The sequence below is a fragment of the Streptomyces sp. NPDC016677 genome (genome assembly GCF_055562815.1).
This window is the reverse complement of sequence record NZ_JBVHEO010000010.1, coordinates 17,582-34,228: the sequence shown is the minus strand read 5'-3', so window position 1 is coordinate 34,228 and position 16,647 is coordinate 17,582. Positions and strand designations below refer to the sequence as shown.

14 protein-coding genes and 3 pseudogenes are annotated in these 16,647 nt (G+C 70.8%); 13 read left to right on the top strand and 4 right to left on the bottom strand.

Annotated elements, in window-relative coordinates; translation table 11 throughout:
* Positions 1-103: 103 nt before the first annotated feature.
* Positions 104-1,126, bottom strand: a complete 1,023-nt coding sequence (locus ACZ3IG_RS24700) for a zinc-dependent alcohol dehydrogenase family protein (protein WP_467434710.1) — start codon at positions 1,124-1,126, stop codon at positions 104-106.
* Positions 1,127-1,907: 781 nt separating this feature from the next.
* On the opposite strand from ACZ3IG_RS24700, the pseudogene ACZ3IG_RS24695 reads away from it, so the two are divergent.
* Positions 1,908-3,214 (top strand): annotated as a pseudogene (locus ACZ3IG_RS24695) (MFS transporter).
* Positions 3,215-4,378: 1,164 nt separating this feature from the next.
* A complete protein-coding gene (locus ACZ3IG_RS24690; RefSeq protein WP_467434708.1) occupies positions 4,379-4,510 on the top strand; it encodes a hypothetical protein in 132 nt (43 codons plus the stop codon).
* 7 nt (positions 4,511-4,517) lie between these two features.
* On the opposite strand, the gene ACZ3IG_RS24685 is transcribed toward ACZ3IG_RS24690, so the two are convergent.
* Both ACZ3IG_RS24685 and ACZ3IG_RS24680 read right to left on the bottom strand, forming a co-directional pair.
* Entirely contained in the window at positions 4,518-5,387 is an 870-nt protein-coding gene (locus ACZ3IG_RS24685) for a PaaX family transcriptional regulator (RefSeq protein WP_467434707.1), read from the bottom strand.
* A 203-nt stretch (positions 5,388-5,590) separates the two neighbouring features.
* On the bottom strand, positions 5,591-6,046 hold the full coding sequence (locus ACZ3IG_RS24680) for a MarR family winged helix-turn-helix transcriptional regulator (protein WP_467434706.1): 456 nt from the start codon (positions 6,044-6,046) through the stop codon (positions 5,591-5,593).
* 165 nt (positions 6,047-6,211) lie between these two features.
* Here ACZ3IG_RS24680 and ACZ3IG_RS24675 point away from each other — a divergent pair, with 165 nt between their 5' ends.
* The 10 genes and pseudogenes from ACZ3IG_RS24675 to ACZ3IG_RS24630 all read left to right on the top strand — a co-directional run.
* Positions 6,212-7,123, top strand: coding sequence for an SDR family oxidoreductase (locus ACZ3IG_RS24675; protein WP_467434704.1), 912 nt, complete (start codon positions 6,212-6,214; stop codon positions 7,121-7,123).
* Between the two features lies 1 nt (position 7,124).
* On the top strand, positions 7,125-8,012 hold the full coding sequence (locus ACZ3IG_RS24670; protein ID WP_467434703.1) for an amidohydrolase family protein: 888 nt from the start codon (positions 7,125-7,127) through the stop codon (positions 8,010-8,012).
* Between the two features lie 11 nt (positions 8,013-8,023).
* Positions 8,024-9,568, top strand: coding sequence for an acyl-CoA synthetase (locus ACZ3IG_RS24665; protein WP_467434702.1), 1,545 nt, complete (start codon positions 8,024-8,026; stop codon positions 9,566-9,568).
* 33 nt (positions 9,569-9,601) lie between these two features.
* Complete coding sequence (locus ACZ3IG_RS24660; RefSeq protein WP_467434701.1) at positions 9,602-10,060, top strand: MaoC family dehydratase; 459 nt, start codon at positions 9,602-9,604, stop codon at positions 10,058-10,060.
* Positions 10,061-10,618: 558 nt separating this feature from the next.
* Entirely contained in the window at positions 10,619-11,080 is a 462-nt protein-coding gene (locus tag ACZ3IG_RS24655; RefSeq protein ID WP_467434699.1) for an RICIN domain-containing protein, read from the top strand.
* A gap of 121 nt (positions 11,081-11,201) precedes the next feature.
* Positions 11,202-11,396: a hypothetical protein gene (locus ACZ3IG_RS24650; protein ID WP_467434698.1), complete on the top strand. Its 195-nt coding sequence runs from the start codon at positions 11,202-11,204 to the stop codon at positions 11,394-11,396.
* Between the two features lie 63 nt (positions 11,397-11,459).
* Positions 11,460-12,188: a hypothetical protein gene (locus ACZ3IG_RS24645; protein ID WP_467434697.1), complete on the top strand. Its 729-nt coding sequence runs from the start codon at positions 11,460-11,462 to the stop codon at positions 12,186-12,188.
* Positions 12,185-13,123 (top strand): DUF6895 family protein, encoded by a 939-nt coding sequence (locus ACZ3IG_RS24640; protein WP_467434695.1) that lies wholly within the window; start codon positions 12,185-12,187, stop codon positions 13,121-13,123. The genes ACZ3IG_RS24645 and ACZ3IG_RS24640 overlap by 4 nt, the downstream gene beginning before the upstream one ends.
* A gap of 82 nt (positions 13,124-13,205) precedes the next feature.
* The gene (locus tag ACZ3IG_RS24635) at positions 13,206-14,273 is read left to right on the top strand and encodes a serine hydrolase domain-containing protein (protein WP_467434694.1); all 1,068 of its coding nucleotides are present in this window, start codon (positions 13,206-13,208) and stop codon (positions 14,271-14,273) included.
* 934 nt (positions 14,274-15,207) lie between these two features.
* Positions 15,208-15,384 (top strand): annotated as a pseudogene (locus ACZ3IG_RS24630) (transposase); the annotation flags it as partial.
* Between the two features lie 95 nt (positions 15,385-15,479).
* Here the strand turns inward: ACZ3IG_RS24630 and ACZ3IG_RS24625 are convergent.
* Positions 15,480-15,629 (bottom strand): annotated as a pseudogene (locus ACZ3IG_RS24625) (pirin family protein); the annotation flags it as partial.
* Between the two features lie 106 nt (positions 15,630-15,735).
* Here ACZ3IG_RS24625 and ACZ3IG_RS24620 point away from each other — a divergent pair.
* Complete coding sequence (locus ACZ3IG_RS24620; protein ID WP_467434693.1) at positions 15,736-16,647, top strand: tyrosine-type recombinase/integrase; 912 nt, start codon at positions 15,736-15,738, stop codon at positions 16,645-16,647.

The window sequence follows — 16,647 nt, the reverse complement described above, 5'->3', positions numbered from 1 at the left end:
CCCGGTGCGTGTCCGGCCGGCCGACAGCCGGACGACAGTCCCGGCTCACGCCCTTCCGACCGTGCCGCCGCCGTCAACAGCTCCAGGAACGCACAGCAAGGGCTCAGACGCTCAGCAGCGTCTTGATCGCGCGGCGTTCGTCCATGGCCCGGTATCCCTCGGCGGCCTGGTCCAGGGGCAGGGTGAGGTCGAAGACCTTGCCGGGGTCGATCGTGCGGTTCCAGATGAGGTCGATCAGGTGGGGCAGGTACTGGCGGACCGGAGCGGGACCGCCGTGCAGGTGGACGAGGGAGAAGAAGAGTTCCTCCATCGGCAGGGCGACGCCGTGGGCGACGCCGACGAAGCCCACGTGTCCGCCGGGCCGGGTGGCGCGGACGGCCTGGGTCATGGACTGCTCGGTGCCCACCGCCTCGACGGTGGAGTGCGCGCCGAGGCCGCCGGTGAGGTCCTTGATCCGGGCCACGCCCTCGTCGCCGCGCTCGGTGACGATGTCGGTGGCGCCGAACTCCCGGGCCAGCCTCTGCCGGGGCTCGTGGCGGCTCATCGCGATGATGCGCTCGGCGCCCAGTTGCCGGGCGGCGGTCACCGCGCACAGGCCGACCGCGCCGTCCCCGACGACCACCACGGTCCTGCCCGGCCCGGCCTGCGCCGCGACGGCCCCGAACCAGCCGGTGCCCAGCACGTCGGAGGCGGCCAGCAGGCTGGGGACCAGGTCCTGTGGGGGTGTGTCGGGGGTGGCGACGAGCGTACCGTCGGCGAGCGGGACGCGCAGGCGTTCGGCCTGTGCGCCGAGCGTGCCCATCAGGGTGCGGTGGACGCAGGCGCTCTGGTAGCCGGCCCGGCAGTTCTCACAGGTGTTGTCGGAGGCCCAGAAGGAGCCGACCACGAACTGGCCGGGCCGGACGGTCGTCACCTCGCCGCCGGCCTCCTCGACGACGCCGACGTACTCGTGGCCCATCGGAACGGCGCTCGTGACCTCCTCGACACCGCGGTAGGGCCACAGGTCCGAGCCACAGACGCAGCTCGCCGACAGACGGATCACCGCGTCCGTCGGCTCGACGATCTTCGGGTCCTGCCGTTCCTCCACCCGCACGTCGCCGGGGGCGTGCATCATGACACCACGCATCAGTTCTGCTCCTTGCCTTGTGGGGGGGCGGCGGTCTCCGCCGCCCGGATGAACGGAAGAAACCGTTCCGGTCGGGTAACCCTCGGCTGCCCGGACAGTCAGGCGGACCGGCGGGCGACCGGTCCGCCGGACTCCCCGGCCGGCGGCGCATGACGGGCGGGACGGCCCGGGTGACGTTCATCGGCCTGACGAGGTCGGTGGTCAGCTGTTCCTGGAACTGCCGCGGGGACAGTTCCGCTCGAAGTGGCCCAGGTGGCAGTTGGCCGCGCCCGCCCGGGGCGGTCCGTGTCCGCGACATGATGTCCGGCGGCGGTGTGCGCCTCCTGCGCGAAATGCGGCCCCCTGCCGCGTCCGGCACCGGTGACGAAGAACGCCTTCGGACCGGGCGCCCCCTCCGACGAGCAGCTGCGGCTCCTGGCCGGCTGGGCGGCCGACCCGGCACACGGCGGCCGGGCCACGGACCAGCCGCGCCGATCGGTGCCGACCGAGCGGGTGGCGGGTCGATCGGCGGTCGGACGTCCGGCTCCCCGGGCCGCCTCCCGGCCCAGGAGGATGGCAGGCTCGCCCCCCGGCGGAGGGCGAGCCGGGGCTCGGCCGTGTGGACGGCGAGGGCCGGCCCGGGTTCACCGGCCGGGGAGACCCTCTGATGTTGTGCAGATTATTGACGGTCGTGACAGTCCCGCCTAGGTTCCTCGTCCATCGGCAACAGCGTCAGGAGCCCATCGTGCAGCTGTCCTCCTCGCCTTCCCCCGCCGGTCAGCCCTCGCCCGACAACCGGCAGTTGCGTCGCGTGGCCCTGTCGGGCCTGCTCGGCACCGCCGTCGAGTTCTACGACTTCCTCGTGTACGGCACGGTCGCCGCCCTCGTCTTCGGTGACCTGTTCTTCCCCCGCGCCGATCCCGCCGTCGGCACCATCGCGGCCTTCGGCACCTTCGCCGCCGGCTATGTGGCCCGCCCTCTCGGGGGTATCCTCTTCGGCCACTTCGGCGACCGCACCGGCCGCAAGTCGATGATGCTGCTGACCATGGCCCTGATGGGCGGTGGCAGCTTCCTCATCGGTCTGCTCCCGACCTACGACACGATCGGTGTGTGGGCGCCGGTCCTGCTCGTCGCCCTGCGCGTGATCCAGGGGCTGGCCATCGGCGGCGAGTGGGGCGGCGCCACGCTCATGGTCGTGGAACACGCCGAGCGGGCCCAGGGCTCCCGGCGTGGCCTGTGGTCGAGCGCCACCCACTCGGCGCCCCGCTCGGCTCGGTCCTTTCCACCGGCGTGGTCACGCTGGTGTCCGCACTGCCCGACGACAGCTTCCGTACCTGGGGCTGGCGGGTGCCGTTCCTGCTCAGCCTCCTGCTGCTGGCCGTCGGCCTGTTCGTCCGCCTCAAGGTCACGGAGAGCCCCCTGTTCGAACGGGCGAAGCCGGAGCCTGCCGCGCCGCCGCCGATCGTGGAGGTGCTGCGCCGCCCGGTCGCGGTGCTGCGCGCCGCGGGAGTGGGCATCGGCGCGTTCACCGCCCAGTCACTGCTGTCCAGCTTCATGATCTCCTACGCCGTCGACCAGGGTTACAGCCGGTCGCAGGTTCTCACCGCGGTGACCGCCGCCTCGTGCGTCGCCCTGTTCGCGCTGCCCGCGGCCTCCGCGCTGTCCGACCGGCTCGGACGGCGTCCCGTGGTGCTGGCCGGAGCGATCGCCTCGGCGGCGCTCGCCTTCCCGGTGCTGGCCCTGGTGGACTCCGGCTCCCCCGGCTTGCTGATCCTCGCGCTCGTGCTCGGCCACGGCGTCGCCCAGTCCACGATGTACGCACCGCTCGGCGCCCTGCTCACCGAGATGTTCGGCACCGGGGTCCGCTATACCGGCGCCTCCCTCGGCTACCAGAGCGCGACCCTGATCGGCGCGGGCTTCTCCCCGCTCATCGCGAGCGGCCTCCTCGCCTCGAACGGCGGTGGCGGCACACCGGTCGCCCTGCTGTTGTGCTGCGGCGCCGCGATCACCGCACTCACCGTATGGCGCCTGAACGAGACCCGGACCAACACACTCGACGCCTCCGTGCCCGGCACCCCGACGCCCGCCCCCGAAGGGACCCCCCGGTGAGAGCCAGAACCTTCCTGCCGGCCTTGGCCCCGCCGTCCTCCGGCGCGCTGCCCGCCCAGGCAGCGGTGGCACGGCGGTTCGGCACCGCACGGCGGACACTCTCCCGGGACCTCGTACGGCGGACTCGTCACCACCGTGCTCGCCGAATGTCACGCCGGCCGTTTCGACGGCTCCCTGTCGATGTGCGGACTGCTGCAAGGCGGTGTCGCCGACTGGAACGACACCCTCGGCCCGGTCCTCGCGCTGAAGGCCCGGCCGGCGACCGGAAAGGACATCCCCCCTCACCGGCTTCACCGACCCGGCCCAGGCCCAGGCGGCCGCGAGCGCCCTCGGTACGGGAGTCACCGCCGCCCAGCGGTCCACGGGCGCCCGGCCCCGGCCCTCGCCCGCCGACTGGGACACCCAGCAAGCCGACCAGTACGCTGCCGTACTAGGACGCCGGACTGTCACCTTCCGCCGGCCTGGCCGCCCCTCGCCCGGACACCGCGGATCTCCGCCGACCGCGAGGCGGTCCGCCGGATGCGCGACACCAGCGTCCTGACCGGCCGGCTCACCGGCCCTCAGCTCACCCTCCACACCACCGGCGACGCCCTCGTTCCCGCGCCCGCCGAGAGCGCGTACCGACGCGCCGCGTCCGGGCGCCCTACAGCGACACCGAGCTGTGGGTCACCACTCTCGCGCTCGCCTTCGCCGACCGGTGGGACGGGACCGCCAGTCATGCCGTCGCCTCCGGCTGGGTCTCCACTCGCACGGGCGGCGCCGACGGTCCGGACGATCCGCGCGCCGGACACCTGACACGCGGTGCGGCGGGCGGGATCGCGGACGTGGCCGACCGCGTCGTGCTCCTCGTCGGGCAGGGCCCGCGCCGTGTCGCGGCCGAGCCCGCTGGACGCCCCGGTCACCAGGATCAGTGCCATGAGGTCGGTGCGATCCGGGCGTCTCCAGTCGTGTCAGCGCCGGGTGCCGCCGGGGCGGGCGAGGTCGTAGGGCCAGGGCTGGGCCGGGTGACAGCGGATTGAAGCGCGGCTCGGCCGTCGCATCCGTCGTGCGGGCGCGGGCGTCGAGGACGCCGGGACCGGTGGACCAACGGCCGGTGGCCAGGCGGCCTTCCAAGGGGCGGAGGGCGGCGACGGTCTCGCCCAGCTGCGGCTCGCCACCCGCGACATGGTTCCCGGCAGCGGCGGCTACTGGTACCGCAGGCGGACACAGGCACCCCACCCCGCGGCCCGGGACGGAGCCTTCCAGATCCGCCTGCTCGACACCTTGGAGAACCCGACCGGACTCCCGCCCGGCTGACCTCCGTTCACCGATCGGTCTCCGTCCGCGCGGGGACGGTGTCGAGCACGGCGTCCGCGAGTTCCTTCGCCGAGGCGTCGTACCGGGCGGACAGCGTACGGAAGACCTGCTCGGCGCGGATCGCGGGCCAGTCGTCGGGGAGGTGCCGCGCCGGCAGCCGGGGATCGGAGCGGACCAGTTGCAGCCAGTCCGTGTGCAGCAGCAGTTGCCGGGCGAGGTCGTCGGACGCCTCCGGCACCGGCCGCGGACGGTCCCACCGGCCGAGGAAGGCGCGGTAGCGCGCGGCGATGCTCGCCGTGTCGAACGCCCTGCTCATCAACTGGGCGGCCTCCGTCGGCCGCGCCGCGTGGGCGTACATCACGTTGAGGTGGTCCTCCAGACCCAGCCCGGCGACCGCGGCGGGGACGTCGATCCGGCCGGGCGCGATCCACAGTCCGTTCTGCAGGGAGCCGAACCCCGCCCACATCAGACGTGAGCGCAGGTCGTGCCGCTGGCTGTGCCACGCCTCGGGCATGGAGAAGGCGACCAGGGTCCACGACCCGTCCCAGTCGCGGTTGACGGCGCCGGCGCCCCAGATCCGGTCGTGTCCGTCCCGGAGGACCTCACTGGAGCGCGGGGTGAGCCCGAAGTACATCCGGCGACCGCGCCGGTGGCGGACCAGCAGGTCCCGCTTGACCATCCGGGTCAGGGTGGAGCGCACCGCCTCCTCGGAGACCCCCATCCGCGCGAACACGTCGATGACACTGCCGGAGTACACCGCGCTGCCGCGGTCCAGGACGTAGAGGCCCAGGAAACTGAGCATCAACGACTGCGGTCGCACGGGCGCCGCGGCGCCCTCCTCGTCCCTCATCACCACGTCTTCGTGTCCGCCGGTCACCCGGTTCAGTCTAGGTCCCGCCCCGGACGTCCGGCACTTCCCCGCCTGCCGGTCGCACGACCGCCCGACATCGGGGGCGGCGGCCCGTGCCGTCAGGCCGGCCGGCACCGGCTCGTAGCGCATGCGCGCGGCCGGGGAACGCGCCCGGGGTCACGGCGGCCTTCGGCGCGGCGACGGCCATGTCGGCCGACGCCGGCCGCGCGTCAGGACAGCGACCGGTGCGCGCTCTTCAGCGCGTTGCGGAAACGCTCGACGTCGGCGGGCCGGATGTCCCGCACCATGCGCTCTTCCAGTTCGCGGGCGGGCTCGGCGTATTCGGCCAGCAGCCGACGCCCGGCCTCGGCGAGCCGGATGACCTTCTCCCGCCGGTTGCGCGGATGGGGTTCGCGCCGGACGAGGCCCCGGTTCTCCAGCGCGCGCACCATGTCGGCCATGGACTGGGCGGTGACGAACGAGTCCCGCGCCAGTTGCGCGGCGGACACTCCGTCATGCCGCTCCAGCACGGTCAGCGCGGTGTACTGCAAGGCGGTGACCCCCGCGGGCTTGAGGAGTTCCTCCAGCCGGGCCCGGACGACGAGTTCCGCCCTCTTCAGCAGATAGAGCAGCGAGGGCCCCGTCTCCGTCCCGCCCTCGGCCACCGGACCCGCCGCCTTCGTCACGCCACGCCTCCACCGGCGACCCGTCACCCTGCCCTTGTCTCGACCACCCTAAGTCATTGACAGGAATCCTGTTGACCAGAACACTGAGCCAATCGACAGGATTCCTGTTGTTCTCTCGTGGGTGACGCCCTGTAGGAACCGCTGCTCACAGGAAGAGGCGCAGTCATGGATCTGCATGGAAAGGCCGCCGTCGTCACCGGAAGCGGACGTGGACTGGGGCTCGCGTACGCCCGGGCCCTCGCCGCGGCCGGAGCTCGTGTCGTCGTCAACGACATCGACGCGGGCGTGGTCGACGCCGCGGTCGCCTCGATCACCTCGGCCGGCGGCACAGCGGTCGGCGCGGTGGCCGCCGTGGGTGACAGCGAGGCCGCCCAGCTGCTGACCGACACCGCGGTACGGGAGTTCGGGCGGCTGGACGTCCTGGTCACCAACGCCGGCATCCTGCGCGACCGGGTGCTGTGGAAGATGACCGACGACGACTTCGACGCGGTCGTCGAGGTCCACCTGCGCGGCACCTTCACGTGCGCCCGCGCCGCCGCGGTCCGGATGCGGGAGCAGGGCGAGGGCGGCCGCATCGTCCTGATCTCCTCCCCCGCCGGCCAGCGCGGCAACTTCGGCCAGACCAACTACGCCGCCGCGAAGGCCGGCATCGTGGCGATGGCCCGCACCTGGGCCATGGAACTGTCCCGGGCGGGCATCACCGTGAACGCGGTCGTCCCGGTCGCGGCCACCGAGATGACCAAGACCATCCCGGCGTTCGCCCCGGCCATCGAGGAGGCCGAGCGCACCGGCGCGCCGCTGCCCGACTGGCTGCGCAAGGACGAGGGCCTCGGCACCGTGGAGGACGTGGCGGGACTCATCACCTTCCTCGCCTCGGACGCCGCCGGGGACGTCACCGGGCAGGCCATCGGCGTCGGCGGTGACCGCCTCGCGCTGTGGTCCCACCCCGCGGAGAAGGCGGTCGCCTTCGCCGACGGCGGCTGGAGCGCCGACGCGATCGCGGAGCGGTGGCACGACGGCGTCGGGGCGGAGCCCGAGACGTACGGCATCCCCGCGCCGAAGGCACCGGGGGCCTGAGATGAGCGACCTGGCCCTCGACGTCGCCGCGCTCACCGCCCTCGACGTCCACACCCACGCCGAGATCTCCAAGGACGGCCACGGCGCGCTGAGCCCGGAGCTCTTCGGCGCCTCCGAAGAGTATTTCAAGGTACACGGCCACCGGCAGCCCACCATCGACGAGATGGCCGCGTACTACCGGGAACGCCGGATGGCCGCCGTGGTCTTCACCGTGGACGCCGAGCACGCCACCGGCCACCCCCGCATCGCCAACGAGGAGGTCGCCGAGAGCTGCGCCGCGCACGCCGACGTCCTGATCCCGTTCGCGAGCGTCGACCCGCACAAGGGCCGGGCCGGCGTCCGGGAGGCCCGGCGCCTGGTACGGGAGCACGGCGTGCGGGGATTCAAGTTCCACCCGAGCGTCCAGGCGTTCTCGCCCGACGACCGCATGGCGTACCCGCTCTACGAGGCGATCGAGGAACTGGGCGTGCCCGCGCTGTTCCACACCGGGCAGACCGGCATCGGCGCCGGCCTGCCCGGAGGCGGCGGCATCCGGCTGAAGTACTCCGACCCCATGCTCGTCGACGACGTGGCCGTGGACTTCCCCGAGCTGCGGATCATCCTGGCCCACCCCTCCTTCCCCTGGCAGGACGAGGCCCTGGCCGTCGCCACGCACAAGCCGCACGTGTACATCGACCTGTCGGGCTGGTCACCGAAGTACTTCCCGCCTCAACTCGTGCGGTACGCCAACTCGCTGCTCCAGGACAAGGTGCTCTTCGGTTCCGACTACCCGGTCATCACCCCCGACCGGTGGCTGGCCGACTTCGGGAAACTGGACATCAAGCCCGAGATCCGACCCAAGATCCTCAAGGACAACGCCGTCCGGCTGCTCGGCCTGCTGGAGGACTGAGGGGAATCGCCGTGTTGAACCAAGGCATCGGCTCCTGGCCCGCACGCCGGGCCCGCAAGACACCGGAGCGCACCGCGGTCGTCCACCAGGACACCGAACTCACCTACCGGGACCTGCACGACCGTGTGCTGGGCCTGTCCCACGCGCTGCGCTCCCTCGGCGTCGGGCGCGGCGACCGCGTGGCCTATCTGGGCCCGAACCATCCGGCCTTCCTGGAGACGCTGTTCGCGACCGGGGCACTCGGCGCCGTCTTCGTACCGTTGAACAACCGGCTGTCCGCGCCCGAGTTGGCGTACAACCTCTCCGACTCCGGCAGCACCGTAGTGGTGTACAGCACCGCACACGCCGAGACGGCCACGACCGCCTGCGCGGACGCCGCCGTACGCCACCGCATCACCCTCGGTCCGGCGGGTGCCGGCGCGCTCGCCCACGAGGACCTGGTCACGGGCGGTGGACGCGAGCCCCTGGACGAGCCCGTCGCCCCGGACGACCCCTGCATGATCATGTACACCTCGGGGACCACCGGCCGGCCCAAGGGCGCCGTGCTCTCCCACGCCAACATCACCTGGAACAGCGTCAACGTCCTCGTGGACACCGACCTCACCAGCGACGAGGTGACGCTCGTGGTGGCCCCGCTGTTCCACACCGCCGGGCTGAACATGACCTGTCTGCCGACCCTGCTGAAGGGCGGCCGGGTGGTGCTGATGGAGGCCTTCGACGCCGGGCGGGTGCTGGAGACCATCGAGAGCCGGCGGGTGACGTACATGTTCGGCGTGCCCACGATGTACGACGCGATGGCCGCCCAGCCGCGGTGGCCGGACACCGACCTGTCCAGTCTGCGCTCCGTGAGCTGCGGCGGGGCCCCGGTACCGAGGCGCACCATCGACACCTACCTCGCTCGCGGCCTGGCCTTCAGCCAGGGCTACGGCATGACGGAGGCGTCCCCCGGCGTGCTCTTCCTGGACCGGGAGCAGGTCTCCGCCAAGGCGGGTTCCGCCGGAGTACCGCACTTCTTCACGGACACCCGGGTGGCACTGCCCGACGGCCGGACCGCCGGCCCCGGCCAGAGCGGCGAGGTCCTCGTGCGGGGACCCAACGTCATGACCGGGTACTGGGACCGTCCCCAGGACACGGCCGACGCCTTCACCGCCGACGGCTGGCTGCGCACCGGTGACGTCGCCCGCACGGACGAGGACGGCTACGCCTACATCGTCGACCGCGTCAAGGACATGTTCGTCTCGGGCGGTGAGAACGTCTACCCGGCCGAGGTCGAGAACGCCCTGATGAGCCATCCCGCCGTCGTCGAATGCGCGGTCGTCGGAGTACCGGACCCGGTGTGGGGCGAGGTCGGACACGCGGTCGTCGTACTGGACACCGCCCGCCCCGCCGACGGCCTGGAGCTCCTCGCGCACCTGCACGGCAAGCTCGCCAAGTACAAGATCCCGAAAACCGTCACCGTCGCCGGGGCACTGCCCCGGACGGCCTCCGGAAAGATCATCAAGTCCGCCGTGCGCAGGATCTACGCGTCCGGTCCCGGCGCCCCCTCCGGCAACTGACGATCACCAGCGTCCCACGAAAGGCGGACCCCCATGCCGACCACCGTCCAGGGCCTCGATGGGCTCCTCTCCCTCGCCGGCCGGGACCTCGGCCGCACCGACTGGCTGGAGGTCACACAGGAACGCGTCAACACCTTCGCCGACGCCACCGGAGACCACCAGTGGATCCACACCGACCCGCGGAAGGCGAAGCAAGGGCCGTTCGGAGGCCCCATCGCCCATGGTTATCTCACCCTCTCGCTGATCATCCCCATGTTCGGTGAGCTGCTGCGGATCGAGGGCGCGTCCATGAGCGTGAACTACGGACTGGAGAAGGTCCGTTTCCCCAGCCCGGTGCCGGTCGGCGCCAAGATCCGCCTGCACGGCCTGGTCGACTCGGTCGAGGAGGTCAAGGGCGACGGTGTCCAGATGGGGCTGACCTTCACCGTCGAAGTCGAGGGCGGCGGCAAGCCCGCCTGCGTGGCCCAGGCCGTCTACCGGCACTACGCCTGAGTGGTATCCCGCAGGGCGCCGGGATGCCGCGCCGACCGTCCGGCCGACCGTCCCGGCGCGACGGTCGCCGGACCTGGGGCGCATCCACCACGGCTGGGACGCGGCGGTGCCCGGGTCCCAGCCACCTGGGCGGGCGTCAACTGCCTGCTGCGCGAGCAGGAGGACGACGGCTCCTGGTACGGCCGCTGGGGTGAATCACGTCTACGGCACTGACACCGTCCTGCCCGCCCTGCTCTCGGCGACCAGCTGTGCATCCTGTCAGTGCCTAGCCGTGACGCCATTCCCGGCTGGAGGCTCCCGACGACGCTCATTGGAATTGACTGCAGAGTTTGATCTTCTTCCGCTTCCCTGCCGCCCAGCTCCCACACGGCATGCTGAGCACCCGCACCGTATGCGCCGCATGCGGTATCCGAGCCGCTCTGGCAGTATTTGACGCAGCGCTGCGAAGTCGCCGCCTTCAGACCGTCGCAGCCCGCTCTCACCAAATGAAAGGGGCTATGCATGCCTCGCTCACATCCGTGGAGCATTTCCACTGCGGTACCCGTGCTGGTGTCACTCATGTTGCTCACAGCGTCGCCGGCCAACGCCGAGGAACCGACGAACATCCTGATCAAGAACCAGGGAAACGGTCAATACCTCGACGTCACCGAGAACGATGCCAGCGCCGGCAAACCCGTCCAGACCTATGCGCGAAACGGTCAGAAGAACCAGCAATGGATCGCCGTACCGCAGACAGACGGCAGTATCAGCCTGCGCAGCATCGCCTCCCCCAACCTGTGTATGACCGCGGAGGCGAAGGGGGACGGATACGTGATCCGATTGCAGCCATGCAGTGGCCGGACTTCGCAGAAATGGCACGTGTCACTGGTCGAGAACACCTACGCCTTCCTCGAGAACGACAAGTACCGCGACTACGCGCTCGCAGCCTCGGGGAACAACAATCCTGCTGTCCTGTTGCGAACCAACCCGCTGGACAAAAGGCAGCAGTGGTCGACCGAGGACCCGCCTGAAACGGGCTGACGTTTTCCCGGCACACCCCATGGCGACAGCTGATCTTGATGATTGACGCCCGAGTGCCGGAATGTATCCGGCTCAGCGGCCGGTTTCCCAAGGAATCAAAGAATCAAGGAGGAAGAAATTGGTGACACAAACACTGCAGACTGCGGCCGGACCTGCCGAGCAGGAGGCCGTGGCACAGCTGATGACCTGCCAGGTGAGCCCGGTCAGTGACGCTCCGTTGTTCACGCCCCGGATGGCGTCCAAAGGGCTGCTCCTGGGCCTGATCGTAGCGGCGCCCAAGGAGCCCAAGGAGCCGAAGAAGCCGAAGAAGGTCTGACGTCCCGGTGACTGAGGCACGTAAGAGAGTCCGGCTGCCGAGGGTAAGGCAGGTGCGGCCAGCATGAGCACGGTACGTGCGCGCTACGCGCAGGCTGCCGAGGAACTCGCGCTCCAGCTTCTGAACGCCCTCCAGGAACCGCAGGGCGCCGATCCGCTCGCCCAGTTCGTCAGCCGGTCCCTGGACAGTACGGCCGCTCTGGCGGCCGTACGCATCCTTGGTCCGGACGCGCTGGCACCCTTCGCACTGGCCGGCGCGCCGCTGAGCCACGACGGTGTCCAGGCCGTCATCGACTCCCTGCACCGATTCCCGCGAGCCGCACTCGCCGAACACAACACATGGGCGGCCGGTGCCGCTGGGTGGCGCGACTGGGCCACCCACGAACTCCTGCGCCGGGCCGACCGATCCGCGCCTGAGTGCCCCATGCCACGGAACACCGGACCGCGCTCGTTCGACCACGCAGCCGCCTGGCAGTTCTGGTGCACGGCAATGGCGCAGTTGTCGTGCCTCGTCGCACCAGGTCTCGACTGCCCCGTGCACGCAGCAGCCCGCGAGGGCGCCCTCGCCCTGGCGCGCGGCACGACGTGGGCCATGTTGCGCCGGGACTACGCCGTCGCCACCCGTCTCGTACGCTGGCTGGTGTACCTGGAGGCAGCGGGCGTGGCCCTGGCGCTTGAGACCGAACCGGTGCTTGAGCACCTGTCAGTGTTCAACAGCACCGCCGACGTCCGCACCGCCCTGGAGTTCGAAATGGCCAGACGGACCTCGCTGGCGGAAAGCAGCAAGGCGTGAACGACCCGCCGGCTCTCGGCAGCCTCCAGACTTTGACGTCACGAGCATTGCGATGGCTGCAAGCTCATCACGCTCACGGGTCCTTCACCGCACCGGCCACCGCCTCGCTGCCGGAACCGGACAAGGAATACAAACCCCTCGCGGAACTCGCTCTCGCCGCCTCGATCGTGCTGCGCGAAGGCGTGTGCGGTGTGGAAGAGACCGCGGCCGCACGCACCCTGCTCGGCCACGCATGGGAGCAGTTCGACCATGGCGACCTGCTGTACGAACGGCAGCTGCGTCATCCCTTGCTGACCGACCCGCTGGAAGCGTACGCGCCGTTCAAGCGTGCCGGCGGATATCGGCACCCCGCACTGGAACGCCTCCTGGCGCACCTGCTCGGGATGCGTTCCGTCCGCGCGGCCGAACTGCTCCCCAACCGCAGGCTCGGCGTGGCCAATGCCGCCCGGGTCGTCGGCATCGCGACCCGTGACGACCGCCGTGACGCCACCACGGCCACCTGGCTCGGTTCCACTCCTGAACCGTGGGTGCTGGACTGGCTGGGCGCCTACGACGTCACGCACACCGTCTTCCACCTCACCGACTGGGGCGCCCGTCCCGATGACCTGCCTGAAGAGCTACAAGCCTACCTGCACCGCTGGCTCCCGGTGTGGACCGAGGTCTGGAGCGAAGTCGAACAATGGGACCTCGTGGGTGAATTGCTGCTCACCGACGCCTGCCTGCCCGAACCAGCGTGCACGGCCGCCAGCTGGCTGCCCTTGTGCGCGGCCCAGCGCAGCGACGGACTCGTGCCCTTCGACAACCAGCCGGTGTCACAGGACCCGCGCACGGCTTACGAAGACCACTGCCACACCGCCGTCGTGGCTGTCATGGCAGGCACCGTCGCCCTTTCCCGCGCCCTGGACGGTACCCGTGCTCACGCCCCCGGCCCCTGACACCGCCCCGCCCCCGGCAGACCGTCAGGCGCCGTCACCGGTGGCAGACGGGCGCCGACCCTCACCCGAGCTGACACGCCGCATGGACGGTTTCGCGGCAAGAGCGCGAACGTCGACGGCGCGATCGGCGACAGCCATGGCCATCGTGGCCATCCAAGGCCCCCACTATGCCCTTGCCTGCCATGGCCGGCTCAGCCAAGCTCACGACGCCCTACCGACGAGCCCCCTCACGCGTTTCGAGATCGGCTCCCTCAGCAAAACCTTCACCGGCCTGTTGCTGGCGGACATGCACGAAGCCGGGGAGGTGGCTCTCTCGGATCCCGTCATCCGCTACCTGCCCGCCTCGCACCCCACCCGCCACCGGGCAACCGCCGACATCACCCTGTGGCACCTGGCCACCCACACCTCCGGCCTGCCGCGGCTGCCACGCAACCTCTACCTGACAGCGCTGCCACGCTGGTTCACCGCCCCCTACGCCGCCTACACCACCGAGCACCTTTTGCACGCCGCCGTGTACACGCGGCCACATCCCGCCCCCGGCCGCCGCACGCGCTACTCCAACTTCGGCGTCGGACTCCTCGGCGAACTCCTGGCCCGCGCCGCCGACGTCCCGTACGCCGAGCTCGTACGCAGCCGTATCTGCCAACCCCTGGCACTGACCCACACCACAGCAGCACCGGCACCCAGCCCCAAGCCCACCCCCACGAACCGTCCAATCCCCCACCATCTCGCCCAGGGCCACTACCGACGCCGGCCCACACCCCCGATGCGGTCCATCGGCCTGAGCGCCGCCACCGGCATCCACAGCACACCCCAGGACCTGCTGCGCTACCTCGACGCCCATCTCGACCCCCGCCACACCACCCTGACCAACGCCCTGCACACAGTGCGCCATCACCCCGAACAACCCCGCGGCAGCACCCGCAAAGCCCTGATCTGGAACACCCGCAGCTTCGAGGACTACACCCTGTACTTCCACTCCGGAGCCACCCGCGGCTTCGTATGCTTCACCGGCTTCGCTCCCGAGAGACACACCGCACTCGCCGCACTCGCCAACACCGCGCCCTCGGCACGCAGCACGTTCACACAAAGCGCTTACGACACACTCAGAGAACTGCTGGACCGCCCAGTGGGCTGCAGCGCGCAGTGACTGCTGTGAGGTTTCCGCTGACGCGACGATGACCGGTCTTCTTCCGCCGCCGCTACCGAGCGAACGTGACCTCCACCGGGACGTTCGGGCAGCGGCGGCGGTGTTGGGGGGGATGACGCGCTCAGGCTGTGGGCCTCGGGCGGCCTTGCCGTCGTGCTCCTGATCGGGGAGCAGACCCGGACCATCACGGTCCTCAGCATCGCCTACGCCGGACTGCCCAGCCCCGGTGAACCCGGTCGCCCCGGCTCGGGGGTGCGAGCGCGTCACGCCGCCGGGGCGTGCGCGGTGCCGCACCGCGGGCACCGGCAGGGGTTGTCCCCGCTTGGGGCGGCCAGAGCCAGCGCCAGGCATCGCGCGTAGTCGCACATTTCAGGCTCCCCCGGAGCCCGCCGGCATTCCCCGCCCAGCGGCGCGGCCAAGGGCCAGGCGCCGGACGGATCTGCAGGCGCATGAATGCGGGCAGGTCCCCCTGTTCCCGCGTGGCCGCGATGCCGTCGGCTGCGAGGGCCTCCACGGCCCCCTCGGGCGCTGTGGCGTCCCCGGTGATCCGCCCACCGGCCGCCCAGGGTGCTCGATACGTCACGGTACCCATCGTCCGGCTCAATCCCTTCGGACATCCGGGGCGGCGGCCCCTCGTAGAAGGACCCACCCGTCGCCCGGACTCTCCCCGATCCGTCCCAGAACACGAAGTCCCCTCACCATGCCGTCCCGGAGAACGGCCGGTACGGCCGTTGGGCACCTGGTTCCGGCACCTGGAGCACGAGCAGATGCGGGGGCGTCCCGCCGGACGGCCGTATCGCGGGTTCGGCGCCCGCCGGCGGATCAGGCGACGGGCTCCGCGCTGACCAGCGAGGTCAGGTCGCCGTGGAGGGCAACGTCCGGGGCCGCCGCGCTACCCCGAGGCGGTCGACGGCCGCTCGCGGGCTCGTGGGAGCTGGCGGAGTTCGTCGCCGATGTGTTCGAGTCGTTGCCGCGGCCGGATCAGCGGCGATGGGGTGCGTGTTATCTGCGTGGTCTGATGCTGGATGGTCGGCGGAAGTCGTGTTCGGCTAGAGCTGCCCACAGATGCCCACGCATCGGGAGTCGCAGGCAGCTTCAGAGGCACGTACACGGCTGGAGCCGACGTGGGGCTGCGGGATTCCCGCGTTACCGAGCAGGCGCAGCAGCGATCCGGCCTGTCGACGTGCGGCGCGCCGTATCCGCAGGTCAGCGCGCCCTTCGTCGCGGCTTCAAGGACGCGTTCGGCAGTTCCGGCGCGGGCAGCGGTGCCCCGTCGTAGCCGTGCACCTCGCCGAAGCGAGCCTGCACGATCTCCTCATGTGACCGTCCGATGAAGTTCCACCACATAGCGAGCTTCACCGACGTTTCAGCAGCTCAACGGCGTGTCGGATGCCTGACCGTCAGCAAACTGTCAGCTTCAGTCGTGGGAGTCGGTCAGCCATGGGCCGGGATGCGTTGGTTCGTGGGATGGGGTCGGTCGTTCTTCAAGGAGTGTGAGCATCCGCAGTCGCGGTGGTCGAAGTGCCCGCACTCCTACAAGATCCGTTACCGGTCGGTGGCGGGGCGGCAGGTGGAGGAGTCTGGGTTCGCGACCCAGGACGATGCCATCGAACGCCTGACGGATGTCTACAAGGCGAAGAAGGCCACGCCGCGGGGGCAGGCGGAGGCGGAGCGGGTCTCACGCTACGGGGCGATGCGGTTCGCCCAGTACGCGGCCGAGTGGAAGGCCGGCCAGCGTGACCTCGGCCCGGCCTCGGTGAGGCACCTGGACTCGCTGCTGGAGCACCTCATGCTCCCGCTGCTGGGCAGCCGGCGGATGAACACCTTCGACCACAAGGTCGTCGACGGCTTCGTCCGGTCCATGGAACGCGCCGGCGTCGGGCTCGCCACCCAGGCCAACGCCTTCGACGAACTCAAGGCGATCCTCCTGGACGCCCACCGTCTCGGCCTCTTCGAGGACCATCCCCTGGCGGGCGTGAAACCGCCCCAGTACGACCCCAAGCGCGCGGTCATCCCCTCACCCGAACAACTACGGCAGATACGCGCAGCCGGCGACGACCGCTTCCGGCTGATCAGCGACCTGATGAGCGGCTGCGGCATGCGCAACGCAGAGGCCGCCGCCGTCAACCTCCGCAACATCGTCGCCGACGACGTCTACCGCATCACCGAACAGGTCAACCAGACCACCGGCCACTGCGCCCGCCTCAAACACCGCAAGACCGGCGCATACCGCGACGTACCCCTGCCCGCCCGCGTCAGGAACACGATCGAGCGGTACGCCGCCACACACGGCACCACCGACGGCTACCTACTCCGCCATCCCCAAAACCCGGTCCGGCCGTTCCCGCACTACTACCTCAACAACCAATGGTGA

Excerpts from the sequence above, each read along its gene's own strand:
- ACZ3IG_RS24700 (WP_467434710.1), bottom strand. The coding sequence starts at position 1,126 with ATGCGTGGTGTCATGATGCACGCCCCCGGCGACGTGCGGGTGGAGGAA.
- ACZ3IG_RS24690 (WP_467434708.1), top strand. The coding sequence starts at position 4,379 with ATGGTTCCCGGCAGCGGCGGCTACTGGTACCGCAGGCGGACACAGGCA.
- ACZ3IG_RS24675 (WP_467434704.1), top strand. The coding sequence starts at position 6,212 with ATGGATCTGCATGGAAAGGCCGCCGTCGTCACCGGAAGCGGACGTGGA.
- ACZ3IG_RS24670 (WP_467434703.1), top strand. The coding sequence starts at position 7,125 with ATGAGCGACCTGGCCCTCGACGTCGCCGCGCTCACCGCCCTCGACGTC.
- ACZ3IG_RS24660 (WP_467434701.1), top strand. The coding sequence starts at position 9,602 with ATGCCGACCACCGTCCAGGGCCTCGATGGGCTCCTCTCCCTCGCCGGC.
- ACZ3IG_RS24655 (WP_467434699.1), top strand. The coding sequence starts at position 10,619 with ATGTTGCTCACAGCGTCGCCGGCCAACGCCGAGGAACCGACGAACATC.
- ACZ3IG_RS24645 (WP_467434697.1), top strand. The coding sequence starts at position 11,460 with ATGAGCACGGTACGTGCGCGCTACGCGCAGGCTGCCGAGGAACTCGCG.
- ACZ3IG_RS24635 (WP_467434694.1), top strand. The coding sequence starts at position 13,206 with ATGGACGGTTTCGCGGCAAGAGCGCGAACGTCGACGGCGCGATCGGCG.